The sequence below is a fragment of the Actinocrispum sp. NPDC049592 genome, from assembly GCF_040675465.1.
Classification (GTDB): Bacteria; Actinomycetota; Actinomycetes; order Mycobacteriales; family Pseudonocardiaceae; genus Kibdelosporangium.
In genome coordinates this window covers 112,235-127,610 of record NZ_JBFAPA010000027.1, presented here as the reverse complement: position 1 = coordinate 127,610, position 15,376 = coordinate 112,235, and the positions used below count along the sequence as shown (strand labels likewise).

14 protein-coding genes and 1 pseudogene are annotated in these 15,376 nt (G+C 68.9%); 7 read left to right on the top strand and 8 right to left on the bottom strand.

All coding sequences use genetic code 11. The features are described from left to right. Positions 1-45 precede the first annotated feature (45 nt). Positions 46-2,895: an aconitate hydratase gene (locus AB0J95_RS47610; protein ID WP_364773004.1), complete on the bottom strand. Its 2,850-nt coding sequence runs from the start codon at positions 2,893-2,895 to the stop codon at positions 46-48. A 160-nt stretch (positions 2,896-3,055) separates the two neighbouring features. Here AB0J95_RS47610 and AB0J95_RS47605 point away from each other — a divergent pair, with 160 nt between their 5' ends. After that, complete coding sequence (locus AB0J95_RS47605; protein ID WP_364773002.1) at positions 3,056-3,421, top strand: VOC family protein; 366 nt, start codon at positions 3,056-3,058, stop codon at positions 3,419-3,421. Here the strand turns inward: AB0J95_RS47605 and AB0J95_RS47600 are convergent. Together AB0J95_RS47600 and AB0J95_RS47595 are read right to left on the bottom strand one after the other, a co-directional pair. Then, the gene (locus AB0J95_RS47600; protein WP_364773000.1) at positions 3,418-4,863 is read right to left on the bottom strand and encodes a flagellar basal body protein FliL; all 1,446 of its coding nucleotides are present in this window, start codon (positions 4,861-4,863) and stop codon (positions 3,418-3,420) included. The genes AB0J95_RS47605 and AB0J95_RS47600 overlap by 4 nt on opposite strands. Beyond that, positions 4,860-5,306: a hypothetical protein gene (locus tag AB0J95_RS47595; protein WP_364772999.1), complete on the bottom strand. Its 447-nt coding sequence runs from the start codon at positions 5,304-5,306 to the stop codon at positions 4,860-4,862. Before AB0J95_RS47595 ends, AB0J95_RS47600 begins: the two co-directional genes overlap by 4 nt. A gap of 125 nt (positions 5,307-5,431) precedes the next feature. On the opposite strand from AB0J95_RS47595, the gene AB0J95_RS47590 reads away from it, so the two are divergent. Beyond that, positions 5,432-6,745: an NlpC/P60 family protein gene (locus AB0J95_RS47590; RefSeq protein WP_364772997.1), complete on the top strand. Its 1,314-nt coding sequence runs from the start codon at positions 5,432-5,434 to the stop codon at positions 6,743-6,745. Between the two features lies 1 nt (position 6,746). Here AB0J95_RS47590 and AB0J95_RS47585 read toward each other — a convergent pair whose 3' ends face one another. Next, on the bottom strand, positions 6,747-7,250 hold the full coding sequence (locus AB0J95_RS47585; RefSeq protein ID WP_364772995.1) for a hypothetical protein: 504 nt from the start codon (positions 7,248-7,250) through the stop codon (positions 6,747-6,749). Between the two features lie 25 nt (positions 7,251-7,275). After that, positions 7,276-8,385 (bottom strand): phosphotransferase, encoded by a 1,110-nt coding sequence (locus tag AB0J95_RS47580; RefSeq protein ID WP_364772993.1) that lies wholly within the window; start codon positions 8,383-8,385, stop codon positions 7,276-7,278. A 151-nt stretch (positions 8,386-8,536) separates the two neighbouring features. On the opposite strand from AB0J95_RS47580, the gene AB0J95_RS47575 reads away from it, so the two are divergent. The 3 genes from AB0J95_RS47575 to AB0J95_RS47565 all read left to right on the top strand — a co-directional run bounded on the left by AB0J95_RS47575 (position 8,537) and on the right by AB0J95_RS47565 (position 11,122). After that, positions 8,537-9,349: an NTP transferase domain-containing protein gene (locus AB0J95_RS47575; protein ID WP_364772991.1), complete on the top strand. Its 813-nt coding sequence runs from the start codon at positions 8,537-8,539 to the stop codon at positions 9,347-9,349. Between the two features lie 145 nt (positions 9,350-9,494). Further along, a complete protein-coding gene (locus tag AB0J95_RS47570; RefSeq protein WP_364772989.1) occupies positions 9,495-10,046 on the top strand; it encodes a hypothetical protein in 552 nt (183 codons plus the stop codon). A gap of 41 nt (positions 10,047-10,087) precedes the next feature. Beyond that, positions 10,088-11,122: a Gfo/Idh/MocA family oxidoreductase gene (locus tag AB0J95_RS47565; RefSeq protein ID WP_364772987.1), complete on the top strand. Its 1,035-nt coding sequence runs from the start codon at positions 10,088-10,090 to the stop codon at positions 11,120-11,122. Here the strand turns inward: AB0J95_RS47565 and AB0J95_RS47560 are convergent. Together AB0J95_RS47560 and AB0J95_RS47555 are read right to left on the bottom strand one after the other, a co-directional pair. Beyond that, positions 11,095-12,076, bottom strand: a pseudogene (locus AB0J95_RS47560) (acyltransferase). The gene AB0J95_RS47565 and the pseudogene AB0J95_RS47560 overlap by 28 nt on opposite strands. 71 nt (positions 12,077-12,147) lie before the next feature. After that, entirely contained in the window at positions 12,148-13,191 is a 1,044-nt protein-coding gene (locus AB0J95_RS47555) for an alpha/beta hydrolase (protein WP_364772985.1), read from the bottom strand. A 133-nt stretch (positions 13,192-13,324) separates the two neighbouring features. Between AB0J95_RS47555 and AB0J95_RS47550 the strand changes: the two genes are divergently transcribed. Further along, a complete protein-coding gene (locus AB0J95_RS47550; RefSeq protein ID WP_364772983.1) occupies positions 13,325-14,440 on the top strand; it encodes a sensor histidine kinase in 1,116 nt (371 codons plus the stop codon). Then, positions 14,437-15,081: a response regulator transcription factor gene (locus AB0J95_RS47545; RefSeq protein WP_364772982.1), complete on the top strand. Its 645-nt coding sequence runs from the start codon at positions 14,437-14,439 to the stop codon at positions 15,079-15,081. Before AB0J95_RS47550 ends, AB0J95_RS47545 begins: the two co-directional genes overlap by 4 nt. On the opposite strand, the gene AB0J95_RS47540 is transcribed toward AB0J95_RS47545, so the two are convergent. Further along, on the bottom strand, positions 15,078-15,376 hold a 299-nt coding region (locus AB0J95_RS47540; protein ID WP_364773076.1), incomplete at its 5' end, for a hypothetical protein. The two genes, AB0J95_RS47545 and AB0J95_RS47540, sit on opposite strands and share 4 nt — an antisense overlap.

Genomic DNA, 15,376 nt, shown 5'->3' with positions numbered 1-15,376 from the left:
AAGCGCCGCCGGGAACGAGTCCCGGCGGCGCCTTCAACGCCAACCTCAGGAACGGACCATCTTGCGCAGCACGTACTGCATGATGCCGCCGTTGCGGTAGTAGTCCGCCTCACCAGGCGTGTCGATGCGCACGACGGCGTCGAACTCGACCTTGCCGCCGTCGGCCTTGGTCGCGACCACCTTGACGGTGCGCGGGGTCGAGCCGGAGTTCAGCTCGGTGATCCCGCTGATGTCGAACGTCTCGGTGCCGTCGAGGCCCACGGAGGCGGCGGTCTCGCCCTCGGGGAACTGCAGCGGCAGCACGCCCATGCCGATCAGGTTGGACCGGTGGATGCGCTCGAACGACTCGGCGATCACCGCGCGCACGCCCAGCAGCGAAGTGCCCTTGGCGGCCCAGTCACGCGACGAGCCGGAGCCGTACTCCTTGCCCGCCAACACAACCAGCGGCACACCGGCCTCGGCGTAGGCCACCGAGGCGTCGTAGATGGTGGTCTGCGGGGCACCCTCGGTCAGGAAGTCGCGGGTGAAGCCGCCCTGCACGTCGTCCAGCAGCAGGTTGCGCAGCCGGATGTTGGCGAAGGTGCCGCGGATCATCACCTCGTGGTTGCCGCGGCGGGAACCGTAGGAGTTGAAGTCCTTGCGCTCCACGCCGTGCTCGGTGAGGTACTTGCCCGCGGGGGAGTCGGCCTTGATCGAACCCGCCGGGGAGATGTGGTCGGTGGTGACCGAGTCGCCCAGCAGGGCCAGCACCCGCGCACCGGCGATGTCGGTGACCGGCGACGGCTCGTTCCGCATGCCCTCGAAGTACGGGGGCTTGCGCACGTAGGTCGAGTCGGCGTCCCACTCGAAGGTGTTGCCGGTCGGCGTCGGCAGCGAACGCCACCGGTCGTCGCCCTTGAACACGTCGGCGTAGTCGTTGGTGAACATCTCCGAGGAGATCGCCGAGGACACCACGTCCTGGACCTCCTGCGGCGACGGCCAGATGTCGGCCAGGAACACCGGCTTGCCGTCCGAACCCGTGCCGATCGGCTCGTTGACGATGTCCAGGTCCATCGACCCGGCCAGCGCGTACGCCACCACCAGCGGCGGGCTGGCCAGGTAGTTCATCTTGATGTCCGGGTTGATCCGGCCCTCGAAGTTCCGGTTGCCGGACAGCACCGACACCAGCGCGAGGTCCTGGTCCTGCGCGGCCTGCGAGATCTCGTCCTGCAGCGGGCCGGAGTTGCCGATGCACGTGGTGCAGCCGTAGCCGACCAGGTGGAAGCCGAGCTTCTCCAGGTAGGGCAGCAGGCCCGCGCGCTCGTAGTAGTCCATGACGACCTTGGAACCCGGCGCCAGGGTGGTCTTCACCCACGGCTTGCGCTCCAGGCCCTTGTTCACGGCGTTGCGGGCCAGCAGGGCGGCGCCGATCATCACCGACGGGTTGGACGTGTTGGTGCAGGACGTGATCGCGGCGATCGCCACGGCACCGTGGTCCAGCTCGAAGGTGTTGCCGTCCACGGTGACCGTGGTCGGCGCGGACGGGCGGCCCTCGCTGCCGGTCGCGGCCGAGTGCACCGGCTTGCCGCCGCCGTTCTCACCCTCGTGCACCGCGATCGGGTCGCTGGCCGGGAAGGTCTCCTCGACGGCCTCGTCCACAGCGGACGCCGGAGGGGCGTCGGTGTGCGACACGTAGCTGCCCAGCGCGGCACGGAACGCGGGCTTCGCGGTCGCCAGCTCGATCCGGTCCTGCGGGCGCTTCGGGCCGGCGATCGACGGGACCACAGTGGACAGGTCCAGCTCGAGGGTCTCGGAGTACGCGGCCTCGACCGACGGGTCGTGCCACATGCCCTGCTCCTTGGCGTACGCCTCGACCAGGGCCAGCTGCTCCTCGGACCGGCCGGTCAGCCGCAGGTAGTCCACGGTCTCGCTGTCGATCGGGAAGATCGCGCAGGTGGAACCGAACTCCGGGCTCATGTTGCCGATGGTGGCCCGGTTCGCGAGCGGCACAGCCGAAACGCCGGTGCCGTAGAACTCGACGAACTTGCCGACCACACCGTGCTTGCGCAGCATCTCGGTGATGGTCAGCACCAGGTCGGTCGCGGTGGCGCCGGCGGGCAGCTCACCGTGCAGCTTGAACCCGACCACCCGCGGGATCAGCATCGACACCGGCTGGCCCAGCATGGCGGCCTCGGCCTCGATCCCGCCGACACCCCAGCCGAGCACGCCGATGCCGTTGACCATGGTGGTGTGCGAGTCGGTACCGACGAGGGTGTCCGGGTACGCCTGACCGTTGCGGGTCATGACAACGCGGGCCAGGTGCTCGATGTTCACCTGGTGCACGATGCCGGTGCCCGGCGGGACGACCTTGAACTCGGAGAACGCGGTCTGGCCCCAGCGCAGGAACTGGTAGCGCTCCTTGTTGCGCTCGTACTCCAGGTCGACGTTGCGCTCGAACGCGTCCGGGCGGCCGAAGATGTCGGCGATCACCGAGTGGTCGATGACCAGCTCGGCCGGGGCGAGCGGGTTGACCTTGTCCGGGTCGCCGCCCAGCTGGGTGACGGCCTCGCGCATGGTGGCCAGGTCGACGATGCACGGCACACCGGTGAAGTCCTGCATCACCACCCGGGCGGGGGTGAACTGGATCTCGGTGGCGGGCTCCGCGGTCGGGTCCCAGCCGGCCAGAGCGCGCACGTGGCCGGCGGTGATGTTCGCACCGTCCTCGGTGCGCAGCAGGTTCTCCAGCAGGATCTTCAGGCTGTACGGCAGGCGCTCGGCGCCGTCGACAGCGTTCAGCCGGAACACCTCGTAGGAGGTGTCGCCGACGGTCAGCGTGCCGCGGGCACCGAAGCTGTCCTTGCTCGCAGGTCCGGTGGGGGTGGGCGCCCCCGCAGGGGGCTGGCTAAAACCTGTCACGTCAACAACTCCATCTCGCGCGCCAGTGAACGGGTGGCAGCAAGTCAGTTCAGGGTTGGGCCGAGTCTCGCGCACCCCGCCCGGGTCCGCAGACGCAACCCCTCTTGCGCTTAACAGTACGCTTGTCCTGTATTAGGGCTCAAGGTGGGGGTGACGAGACATGATTCACCATGTACAGGTCGCGTGTCCGGCGGGCAGCGAAGATCGACTTCGGGAGTTCTACCACGGGTTGCTCGGCTGGCCGGAGCTGGCGAAGCCGCCGTTGCTGGCCGCGCGTGGGGGCTGCTGGTTCCAGGTGCCCGGCCGCGGCGGCCCGGACGGGGAGCTGCACGTCGGCGTGGAGGCGGACTTCCGGCCGGCAAGAAAGGCCCACCCCGCGTTCGTGGTGGACCTTGATCTTGTCGCTTCCGCCCTGTCAGGGGCGGGATATGAGGTTGTGTGGCCCGACCCGGCCGAGATCCCGGGCCGCAGGCGTTTCCACACCTACGACCCGGTGGGCAACCGCGTCGAGTTCATCGACGGTTAGCGGCCACCCTTGGCGAGGGCCTCGATGTCCGACGGCTGCAGGCTGCGCAACGCGGTCAGCACGACCTCGAAGAAGCTGCGGCCAGGCGAGACATACCACTTGCCGTCGACCTCGGTGGTGACCACGCCGAGACCGTTCTTGAACAGGCCCTCGGTGAGGTGGGTCAGCGCCTGCTTGGCGCCCGCGGGCATCTTCTTCCCGCCGAACTCCTTCACCGCGTCGGCCGCGCACAGCTGGTCGGTCTTGCCGTCGGCGGTGCCCTCGTAGCAGTCGCCCTTGCGGACAATGTGGACGGTCTCGCCGTCGGCGGTGACCTCCAGCTCGCGCAGGGTGACCTTGGTGCCGCCGGTGACCGAGCTGGTGTCGGTCTCCAGCTTGGTGATCTTCGCGCCGGTCGGCTTGGTCCTGCCCGCGATGGCCTGCAGCAGGACCGGGCCGGCGTCGTGCAACGCGCCCAGCTCGTCCGGCGGCATCAGTTCGATCACGCGCTCGAGGTCGGCGTCGAGGGCCGCGTCGGCGACACCGCGCACGGCCTCACCCGGGCTGCCCGCACCCTTGGCCGCGACGGGGGTCTTGGGCCACGGCTTCTTCGCGTCCTGCAGGGCGTAGTCGGCGATCGTGTAGAAGAGGCTCGGGTACCACTCGCCGCCGACCTTGACCGTGGCGATCCGGATCGGCTTCTTCGAGCGCTGCACCTGCTTGCCGATGTCGATCTTCTGCGTCTTGGACGTGCTCGGCGCGCCCTTGGGGAACGCCATGTCCAGGAACTTGTCGGTGAACGGCAGCTTGCTCAGGTCCGAGTTGACCTCGATCTGGCCGTCGACCAGCTTGGTGATCGTCAGGTGGTCGTTGACCTCTTGCTTCTGCGCGTCGTCGAAGCGCAGGTTGCTGGTCTTGATGTCCAGGCCGGCGACCTTGTCCGGGTCGGCGTCCTTCTTGTAGACCTCCAGGCGCTTGAACTCCTCGGTGGCCTGCGAGTTCAGGTCGCGCAGCAGGGCGCTCTCGGCCGGCGGCAACGAGGTCAGCACGCCCGCGACGTCCGCGCTGCCCACCGCGCTGACCAGCTTCAGCGCCGCGTCCTGCGGGTTGGCCGAGCCCTCGTTCACCTGGCTCTGGTTGAGCGCGACCACGGCGACGACCGCTCCGGCCGCGACCGCGACGGCGGCGATCGCCGAGCCGACGATCAGGCCGGTGCGCTTGCGCTTCGGCGGCGGCGGATAGCCGTAGCCCTGCTGCATCGGCTGGCCGTACTGGTCGTACATCGGCTGCTGGTAGGGCTGTTGTTGCTGGTACGGCTGCTGCTGGGGGTAGGGCTGTTGCTGGGGGTACTGCTGGCCCTGGGCGGGGAAGGGAACGCTCGGCTGGCCTGGGTATGGCTGCTGGGGGTACTGCTGGTTCGGATCGTTCGGCTGCCACTGGCCGCCTTGTGGCGGGTAGGTCACGGTTCCCCTCCTGCTGTTCTTTGCTGTGCGACGCGTGTGCGCCGGGTTGCGAGCACGATCACGGCCCCCAGCAGCGCCAGCGCCGACCCGGCCGTTGTGGTGGCCGGTCCGGAGCTCGCTATGCCGATCAGATCGCCCTCGTCCGCCCCTTGGACGGCGGCCACCCCCGAGATCGTTCCCACGATTATCGACAAGATGGCCGCGACGATAGCGGCCGACCGGCGCAGTCCGAGGGCGAACAGCGCGATCGTGACGGCGGCGACCGGGATCATAGCCACCCACACGGTCACGACGTTCCCGATGAACCCGAGCTCTCGCAGCACGCCCAGCGACTCATAGCTGTCACGGTAGGTCATTCCGGACCTTGACCAGGGCAGGAACGTTCCGGCTACCAGGACGACCAAGCCCGCGGCGCCGACCGCGGCCCCCATCCACTTGCGCATGCCCGACATCCTGCCTGCTGACCCCTCGGGTCCCTCGATCGGGTTGTTTTCGCACGTCATGGGTGTCCAAAGAGGATTTTGTGAGGCACGGTAACTAAGTTTCCAATGTGGCGGAAGGGGTGGTCGTGCTTCCTAGGGCCCTTGTGGCGCTCGCGCTGCTGCTCGCCACCGCCCAGCCGGCGCTGGCTGTGCCGCCTCCCCCGCCGAAGCCCTCCGACCAGGAGGTTCAGGCGAGCAAGAACGACCGGGACAGCAAGGCGGGCCGGGTCGGCGAGCTGGCCAACCAGCTGGCGGCGGCCGAGACCAAGCTGACCGACCTGCAGGCCAACGTCGAGCTGAAGATGGAGGACGCCAACAAGGCCCTCGTCGACCTCGACACCGCCCGGGCGGCGGCGAACAAGGCCAAGGCCGAGGCCGCCGCGACCCGGCAGGAGGCGGACGCCGCCCAGGCCGCGATCGACCGGATCCACCAGGAGGTCGACGACTTCGCGGCGGCCAGCTTCCGGCAGGGCAGCACGATCGGCTCGATGACCGCGTTCATCGGCGCCCGCAGCCCGCAGGACATCCTCGACCGGGCGGCCCTGTTGAACGCGGTGAGCGGCAGCCAGCTCGACGCCCTCGACCGGATGCAACGCGCCCGCGTCGAACAGGCCAACAAGGACTCCCTGGCGCGCGCGGCGGTCAACGTCGCCAACGCCAAACAGGCCCAAGCCGAGGACGCCAAGCGCGTCGCCGACGCCGCGACGGCCGCAGCCGAGGAAGCCCGCCGTTCCCAGGCGTCGCAGGCCAAGCAGATCATGGAGGACAAGGAGAACACCGAGCAGCTGCTGGCCGAAGCGCAGGCCAAGGTCGGTGACCTGGAGTCGCAGCTGCAGCGGTACCGCGAGTGGCAGGCCGCCAAACAGAAGGAAGACGAGGAACGCGCCAAAGCCGCCGCGGCAGCCGCGGCAGCCGCTGCTGCTGGGAACCGGCCGGGCCGCCCCAGTCGTCCCGTCATCGGCCGTCCCGCGGCGGGCAGCAACGCGGCCCAGATCGTCATCGCGCGCGCGTTGGCCCAGCTCGGCATGCCCTACGCGTGGGGCGGCGGCAACGCGAACGGGCCCACCCGAGGCATCCGCGACGGCGGCGTGGCGGACCTGTTCGGCGACTACAACAAGATCGGCTTCGACTGCTCCGGCCTGATGATCTACGCCTTCGCCGGTGTCGGTATCGGCCTCCCGCACTACAGCGGCTACCAGGCCACTGCGGGCCGCCGGGTCCCGCTGTCCCAGATGGCCCCCGGCGACATGCTGTTCTGGGCCACCGGCGGCCGGATCCACCACGTCGCCCTCTACATCGGCAACGGCCAGATGATCGAGGCTCCCTACTCCGGCTCCCGCGTCCGCATCGCCCCGGTCCGCTACGGCGGCATCGTCCCCTACGCCACCCGGCTGCTGTGAGCTAGCCGAGCGGGTCGCGCAGCCGCTTGACCTCCGGCCGCATCCGGTCCACCAGTTCGTTGCGCAGGAACGTGCTGAACTCACGGCGGACGGCCAGCGCCTCCTCGCTGACGCGGGGTTCGGGATCGGCGCGCAGTTCGTGGACATACGTTTCGCGGACCTGCAACTCCAGCGGCAGGTATACGGTTTTCAGCCACTGATGCAGGTCGTCCGGCGCCAGCAGCAACAGCCGGCGGTAGGCCTCGTCGCGGACGCGTACCCGCGCGCTCAGCTCGTCGTGCTTGTCCCGCCAGCCGTCCTGGCGGATGTAGTCGAGCCAGTCCAGCCAGGTGGTGGTGGCCAGGATGAAGGTCTCGATCGCGGCCAGCCGGCGCTCCTCGGCCTTCTCCACCATGGCCGCGTGCTGGCGCAGCCGCTCGACCGACCGCGTGGCGAATGCGGTCAGCACGCCGCCAAGGATCGCTGCTGCGGCGGCGATCAGCGCCGCGACGGTTGTTCCCACCACGGCGCCGATTCTTCCAGCCCGGGGTTCATTCCAGTGCTGCGGCGAGGACCTGTTCGTAGGTCGCTCGGGTGGGCAGGTGGGTGAGGAGGTGGTGGGTGTTGCGGTCCGCGAAGCGGCGGTCTTCGAGCGTGGTGGCGGTTCGGGCGAGCTGGAGCTGGCCGGTGACGTAGTTCAGCAGGCCGATCGCGGCGCCGCGGAATGCGTTGAGGGACAACGGGGGCAGGATGCCGGCGCGGGTTCGGTAGCCGTCGATGAGGGCGCGGGCGCCGGTCGTGTTGACGCCGCCGTTGGGGTTGATGGTCCAGGAGGCAAGGGCGGCGGCCAGTTCCCACTCGGGTGGCAGGCCGCTCGCGTGTTCCCAACCGGTGACGACCAGCCGCCCGCCCGCGCCAACGCGGACGTTTCCGGGGTTGAGATTGTTGTGGCACAGCACGGGTTCTGTGGCGGGTGCACCGTCCCCAATGGACGCCGGCTCGCGGACCGGTCCGGGCAACTGCTCGATCGGTCCGAGCAGCCGGGCGTTCCACGGGCAGATGCCGTCCGCGGGGAAGCGCACAGCGTGCAGCGTGGCAAGGATTTCGCCGACCTGACGGGTGATGGCAGCGCTGACCGGAGCCGCCAGCGGGGGACCGGTGCGCAGCCATTCGTAGACGCGCCACCGGTTGCCGCCGATGGTCTCCACCCCCGCGCCCGTGCGGCTGCGGATCGGAGCCGGCAGGTGGACGTCCGCTCGCGCGGCGGCTTCCTGGAAGCGGGTGTTGTGTTCGCCGTCGGTCACCGGGTAGACGTCGTCGACTGTGCGCGCAGCCCAGCGGCCACGGACGGTCTCCAGCAGCCAACGGCGGCCGATCTCGTCCGGGCGGGACAGCGAGCGCATCGGCCCGGTCGGGGCGCCCAGCTCGAACCGGGCGGCGATCTGCGCGGCCAGCGTGGGATCGGCCGTCTCGGCGCCGCCCTGCAGACGGTCCACCTCGGCCTTCAGCTCCGCCCAGGTCCGGAACCCATACTGCTCGGCCAAGGACGCCTGCGCGTCGGCCAGCGACGCGGCCGGGTCGGAGTCACGCAGACCCGCCAGCAGGTCCTTGGCCTGGCGGCGCAGGTGGTCGAGATGGGGGTTGTCGGGCAGCGTCTTCATCGGGACCTCGCTCACCACCCGGACTCGCACAGGCGGGGGCGCGGCAACCTGACACCAACGGGGTGGCTTCGAGCCTTCCGGCGAGTCGCGGCGCGTACCCAACGCGCTGGACCGAAGATAGCGCCGCGCGGCCGTCGAGGACAATGCGGGGGTGCGGTTCGCGGCGATCATCTTCGCGGGTGGGAAAGCCACCCGATTGGGCGGCGTGGACAAGGTCATGCTCAGGGTCAACGGCCAGACGCTGCTGGAAAGGTCGCTGGACGCGGTGACCGGCGCCGACCCGATCGTCGTAGTCGGCCCCCGCCGCGACATCCAGGCGCCGGTCGTCTGGGTCCGCGAAGACCCACCCGGCGCCGGCCCACTCGCCGCCCTCGCCGCTGGCCTCGCCGCCCTCGACAAGCCCCATATCGCCATAGACGACCCCGGCGAGGTTCACGTTGCCGTTGACGACTCCGGCCACACCGACGTTGTCGTCGACGACCCCGGTGACACCGACGTTGCGGTTGATGCCCCCGGTGACGCCCACGTTGCCGTTGGCGATCCCGGCGACATCCAGGTGGCCGTTGACGACCCCGGCGAGGTTCACCTTGTCGTTGACGACGCCGGTGACACCCAGGTCGCCGTCGAAGACCCCGGTGACACCCACGTTGCCATCGACCACTCCGGTGACACCCACGTTGCGATCCTCGCCGGTGACCTCATTGGTATCGCCACGGACACCGTGCCCCGCCTGCGGTCCACTTTGGATGCGAACCCCGGCGCGGCGGGCGCCATCCTGGTCGACGATGAGGGCTACCTCCAGTGGATGCACGGCGTCTGGCGGCTGTCCGCCTTGCGGCAGGCCGTCCCGCCCGGCGCGGCGGGTAAGTCGCTCAAGTCCGTCCTCGGCGCCCTGCCGTTGATCGAAGTGCCCGCGCGCGCCGGGGAGACCGCGGACGTCGACACCCCTGAAGATCTGGCATGAATAGACGATGTTCGCGAGCTTTGGAGATTGTTTCACGGGCTGTCCGCAATTGATGTCATAACGGTCGCATGACGTCGGTAACGACATTCTTGATCGCTGCGACGATCTGTGCACAAATGTGGTCGCGCGATGGATGGAGGCGATCGTGACTTCTGGTGACGCGGTTTCGAACCGGAACGACAACCTGGCCAGAAATATCATTCACGCCATTATGTGGACGGCCCTCATCGTTGCTCCGGGATTTCTTGGCGCACTGGCGACGTTCTTCGTCGCCCGGGCGTTCTCGGACGGGTTCCTGTCGGGGCTGCGTAGCTTCGCCGCAGTGCTGTTGCCCTTGATGGTGCTCACTTTCGTCGTCGCGCCGAAGCTTGGCCGTGACCGCGACAACACGGCGACGGACGGCACGACCGGCGACAATGATCACCAGGCCGGCGATGACGCAAAAGCGCTTGCCAGGAGCGTTGATTCGCTGCCGCTGTGGCTGGCGACATTGGGTATGGCCGCCGTGGGTGCGGTGATGATGCAACTGCTCAACCTGTCGACCTCCATTCCCATTGTGGAGCTGGTTCTTTCCGCTGGTTTCTCCTTCATCTTGTACTTGTGGGCGGACGACAAGGACAGGGCGGCGCCGTACTGTCTTGGATTGGTGATCGGAGCGCTGGGATACATCATCATCCTGGGCGTTCCGCACGTTTGATCCGAGCGCCCGGGCCCATGGGCCGATGGTTGGATGGTCCCGTGACCAAGTTCGCGATCGTCGGCTCCGGGTGGCGGGCCGAGTACTTCTGGCGCCTGGCAACGGACGGGCTGGAGTGTGTTGGCGTGGTGTCGCGCAGCCCGAAGACCCTGCCGGTGCCGGTGTTCACGTCGTTGGACGAGTGCCTGGCCGCGAAGCCGGACTTCGTGGTGACGGCGGTGCCATGGGCGGTGACGCCGGGGCTGATCGTGGAGTTGGTGGAGCGGGGTGTGCGGGTGCTTGCGGAGACGCCGCCCGCGCCGGATGTGGATGGGCTGCGGGAGCTGTGGCGGAAGGTGGGGGAGAGCGGGTTGGTGCAGGTCGCGGAGCAGTACACCCGCATGCCCGCGCACGCCGCCCGGCTCACCCTCGTACGGCGGGGTGTGATCGGCGAACCGACCCGCGTGGACGTCTCGTCGACCCACCAGTACCACGCGATCTCGCTCATCCGCACATTCCTCGGCGTCCAGCGAGGGTCAGCTGAGGTCCGGGCGGTGCGGACCACGGCGCCGCTGGCCGACCCGTTGTCCCGCGAAGGTTGGGCCGATCCGGTCGAGATCAAACCGGCGACCACGACCATCGCCACGATCGCGTTCGACCAGGGCTTCGGCCTGTACGACTTCACCGACAACCAGTGGCACAACCAGCTGCTGGCCCGCAGGCTCCTGGTCCGCGGCACAAAAGGCGAACTGCACGACCAGGAAGTGATCAGGCTCCTGGACGGCAAGACGATCGCGCGGACCCCGATCGTGCGCCGGCAGACCGGCTACGACCTGGATCTCGACGGTTTCGATACCGACCACGTCACGTTCGGCGACACGGTCCTCTACCGCAACCCCTATCAGGGCAAGCGCTGGAACGACGAGGACATCGCGATCGCCACGTTGCTGAAGGACACCGCCGCCTGGGCCACCGGCGACGGCCCCGAGCCCTACCCGCTCGCGGACGGCATCCACGACCACCGCATCGCCCTCGCCATCGAGCAGGCCGCCGACGAAGGCACGGCGGTTCAGGTCACCAACGAGCCCTGGTTCTGAACCTCGATCCGCCGGAACGCCCGCACCAAACAGGCGAGGACGAAAGCGAACACGGGTAACCAGACCAGCCTGTGTAAAGGCCAGGCGCCGGTCGGCGGGTCGAGCAGGCCAGGCACACGGCCGAACAACAGGCCCGAGAACGTGACCAGCAGCAACGCCGTCTGATGCCAGCAGTACACCGTCATCGCGGACCGGTTGAGCACGGCTACCGGCGTCCACCGCGCGGTCAACCATGGCCGCAGCAGAAGGAAAGCGCCGATCTGGGCCACGGCCAGAGCCAGCGCGAACAGCGACGGCGGAGACAGGTTCGACCAAGGATCCCCAGGCACCCCGACCGCGCTGGCCGGATATCCAGCCACCAGAACCAAAGCAGCCCCAGCGACAACGCCCACCACGAGCAGCGCAATGCCAGCCCTGCGCGGCAGCCGGTCCTCGGCCAGCGCGATCCCCAACAGGTACGGCACCGCCCACCCCACCGGCACGACCAGAAGCTGTAACCAGGAAGGCAACGGCCGAAAGACATCCGCCGCCGCGACAACGGCCACCGCAGCCGGCACCGTCCAGAGTCCACATCGGACAAAGATCGCGCGGAGCCAGGGCGTGAGCAAGGTCAGCACCAGGTACCAGCAGGAACCACATCGGCTGCGACACCAACGCCCACACCAGATCCTGAGTGGTGGCAGGAGCGTGGATCCGGGCCAGCAAGAACAGTGCCGCCGCCCAGAGCAAGCCGAGCGCCAGGACCGGTTTGAGGAAGCGGGACAGCCGGGACATCAGCCACGGCAAGGCGTCAAGTCGCGAAGAACTCCGGGTCGATGCGAACCCACCCGCGAAGAAGAACAACCCAAGTGTCTCCAATACCCATGTCACCGGCACAAGGAAATGCGCAGTCGATAAGGGACTCTCCAGATGCAGCGCCGTGGGCTGGTAGGGGTCGCTCACCACGGCCGACACCAGCCAGTGCCCGAGCACGACACCGCCGATCGCGAACGCCCGCAGCGCGTCCACCGACTGGTCCCGGGATGTCACTTCGCCTCCCCATCGAGCGCGATCCGGGTCAGGTTGGCCTGTGAGTCGGTGCCCGGACTCAGGTAGTGGTCATGGTCCGTCACATCCGCCGTGCTGAACACCCGCGCACCGAAGGAAGGATCCGCGGGTTTGGTGCCGTGGCCCAGCCCGAAGATCCGCACGCCGGGCACCCACCGGATCCAGTCGTGCTCGGACTGGCCCGCCCACACCCGCGCCGAGGTCCCAAGCCCGGCAGCGGAAACCACCCCCATCCCCGGGCTTCCGTACACCGCGATATCGGTCACCTGCCAGGGTAATCGAGAAGCGGCGAGCCCGATCACGGTAGATCCATAACTATGGCCCAGCAAGGCAAGAGTCGCATGTGGACGGATGATGGTCAGCCCGGCCACGAACCGCTCCAACGCCACCGCCCCCGCCCGGGCAACATCCTCCCGGACGGCGGCCAGGCCCAATCCATCCGGAGTGTCGTAGCCCAGCCACGCGATCACGGCGAACCGATCCGAACCGGCCGACCGGTACAAGTCCGAAGCCTGCACTGCCAACGACCGGTAGCGCCGGCCGCCTAAACCCGTCCAGAAGTCGACCGCCCTGGTGCTCACCCCGGGCACCAGGACGGCGATCCGGTCGGCCGTGGACAGGTCGCCGAACACCTGCGCCACCAAGCCATCACCGCGCGGGTCGAACAGCAGGAACTGCCCGGCCTGCTGGTCGTACGGCGCCCCGGCCGCCTGCATCGCCCGCCGGTTCGCCTCGTACCGCAACGCAGGCGGAGCGCCGTCCAACGCGCCTACGACCCCTGGGTAAGCGGTGACCAGATCGCGTTGCTCGGCCTCCCCCGCGGCCGTCAGAAACCCCGACACCGCAACGGGATCGGCCGACGAAGGATCGGGCAGATGCCGGCGGTCGGCCAGCCACCCGGCGGTTCCGGTGGGTGGCGTCAGCAGCACATCGCCCGGCGCGGCCAGTACGGTGGCCGCCGCCGGAGCCGCGGTCACCATGGCGGCGGCAAGGGCGGTCAGCAGTCGGCGTCGTTTGATCACGGCGAAAACACTGCCGGTTCGTGGCCGGCGAATCATCGGCCCGGCGATCACATTGGCCAGGGCCGGATGTAGCCCGTGGGCGTACGTCCGCGAGCCGATGCCCGGCCGCCGGCCGCCTCGTTACGATCGCCGCATGTCCGCCTCGTTGACCAGCAGAATCCCGGCACAGGTGCGGACCGTGACAGCAGGGATCACGGTCGCGCTCTCGCCGGTCGCGCTGGCCGTGCCGATCGCGTTCGACGGCACGCCGTACCTGCTGTTCCTGGTGGCGCTGGTGCTGCCGTTCTTCGGTCTGCGCCGCTGGCCGTGGGTCGTGCTGGGCGTGCAGTTCGCCGAGTTGCTGCTGGTCGCGGTGGCGTCCGTGCCCGGGGCCGACGCCAACCTCCGGTACGTCCAGATGATGACGATGGACCTGGTCGTGGCCACCATCACGGCCCGGGTCCGGCCACGCGTGTCGATCCCGGCCGCGGTCCTGACGTTCGCCGCCCAGCTCACCGTGTCCGCCGTCAAGGACCCGGGCAACACCAGCAGTGTGGCGACCTCCATCGGTCTGCTGATGATCACGATGTGGCTGACCGGGACCGCGATCCGCCTGCGCCGCCAGTACCGCGACGCCCAGCGGGAACAGGCCGAGATCCAGGCGGTGCAGGCCGAGCGGCTGCGGATCGCGCGGGAGCTGCACGACATGATCGCGCACAGCATCGGCGTGATCGCGTTCCAGGCCGGGATGGGCGGCCGGGTGATCGACACCCAGCCCGCCGAGGCCCGCAATGCCTTACGCGCCATCGAGGAGACCAGCCGGGACACCCTCGCTGGGCTCCGCCGGATGCTCACCGCACTGCGCCGCGACGACCCCGTGCCGGCCGCGGTGGGCTTGGCCGATCTCGACGGTCTGGTCGCGCGCTCCCGGCAAGCGGGCGTGAAGGTCGACATCGAGTGGCGTGGCGACCGACGCCCGCTCCTGCCGGACATCGACCTGTCGGCGTTCCGGATCATCCAGGAAGCCGTGACCAACGTGGTGCGGCACGCGGGCACGTCAAGATGTGACGTGCTCATCGACCAGCGGGACGAGGAGGTGTTGATCGAGGTGACCGACGAGGGCCGGGGCGGCAGCGAGGGCGCCGGGTATGGCATTCCCGGGATGCGCGAACGGGTCGCCCTGCTCGACGGCGACTTCTCCGCCGGGCCCAGGCCGGAGGGCGGGTTCAAGGTGTCCGCCCGCATCCCGGTGCCGATGGGGGTGCGGTGACGGTCCGCATCGTTCTCGCCGACGACCAGCCGTTGATCCGCAACGGCCTGCGTGTGCTCATCGCCGACACCGACGACCTCGAAGTGGTCGGTGAGGCCTCGAACGGCGCCGAGGCGATCCAGCTCGTCCAGGACCTCCGGCCTGATGTGGTGGTGATGGACGTCCGGATGCCCGGCGTGAACGGCATCGAGGCAACGCAGAAGATCGTCGCGGCCCCCGAACCGCCGCACGTGCTGGTGCTGACGACTTTTGACGAGGACGAGTACGTGTATGGCGCACTGCAGGCCGGGGCGAGTGGGTTCCTGGTGAAGGACATGGCCCTGGAGGACATCCTGGGCGCGATCCGCGTGGTCGCCGCCGGGGACGCGCTGATCGCGCCGAGCGTCACGCGGCGCCTGATCGCGGACTTCGTCGGCCGCCCCGCCAAGACCGCCAGGCGTTCGACCGACGGCATCACCGAACGGGAAACCGAGGTGCTGACCCTCGTCGGCCTCGGCCGGTCCAACAGCGAGATCGCGGCCGAGTTGTACATCACGGTGGCGACCGCGAAGGCGCATGTGGCGCGGCTGTTCACCAAACTAGACGCCCGCGACCGCGTCCACCTCGTGATCATCGCCTACGAGATGGGCTTGGTCGGTTAGGTGTACTGCCCTGAAAGAAAGTGAACGTTGCGACACGTGATCGATGATCTTGGAATGCGGAAGGAGCGCCCTGGTCCAGAGTGGATTGCGATATCCGCACCAGTGCCCCGGAAGGGCGCGCTGAGTGACGGATCATCAAGGTCCGGCGGGTCCGACGATGGGGACCGGCCCGCATCGCCTGCCTGCTCGGCCCGAATCTGACCACGGTGCACATCGGCCTCGCGAACGTCGAACCCGATCGAGTCGGTCACCGGCTGGACGATGGTGATGCCCAACCGCCCGGTCGGCTGCGCGG

Bases quoted from the DNA above. Each gene is read 5' to 3' on its own strand.
- AB0J95_RS47605 (WP_364773002.1), top strand. From the start codon at position 3,056: ATGATTCACCATGTACAGGTCGCGTGTCCGGCGGGCAGCGAAGATCGA.
- AB0J95_RS47595 (WP_364772999.1), bottom strand. From the start codon at position 5,306: ATGCGCAAGTGGATGGGGGCCGCGGTCGGCGCCGCGGGCTTGGTCGTC.
- AB0J95_RS47580 (WP_364772993.1), bottom strand. From the start codon at position 8,385: ATGAAGACGCTGCCCGACAACCCCCATCTCGACCACCTGCGCCGCCAG.
- AB0J95_RS47550 (WP_364772983.1), top strand. From the start codon at position 13,325: ATGTCCGCCTCGTTGACCAGCAGAATCCCGGCACAGGTGCGGACCGTG.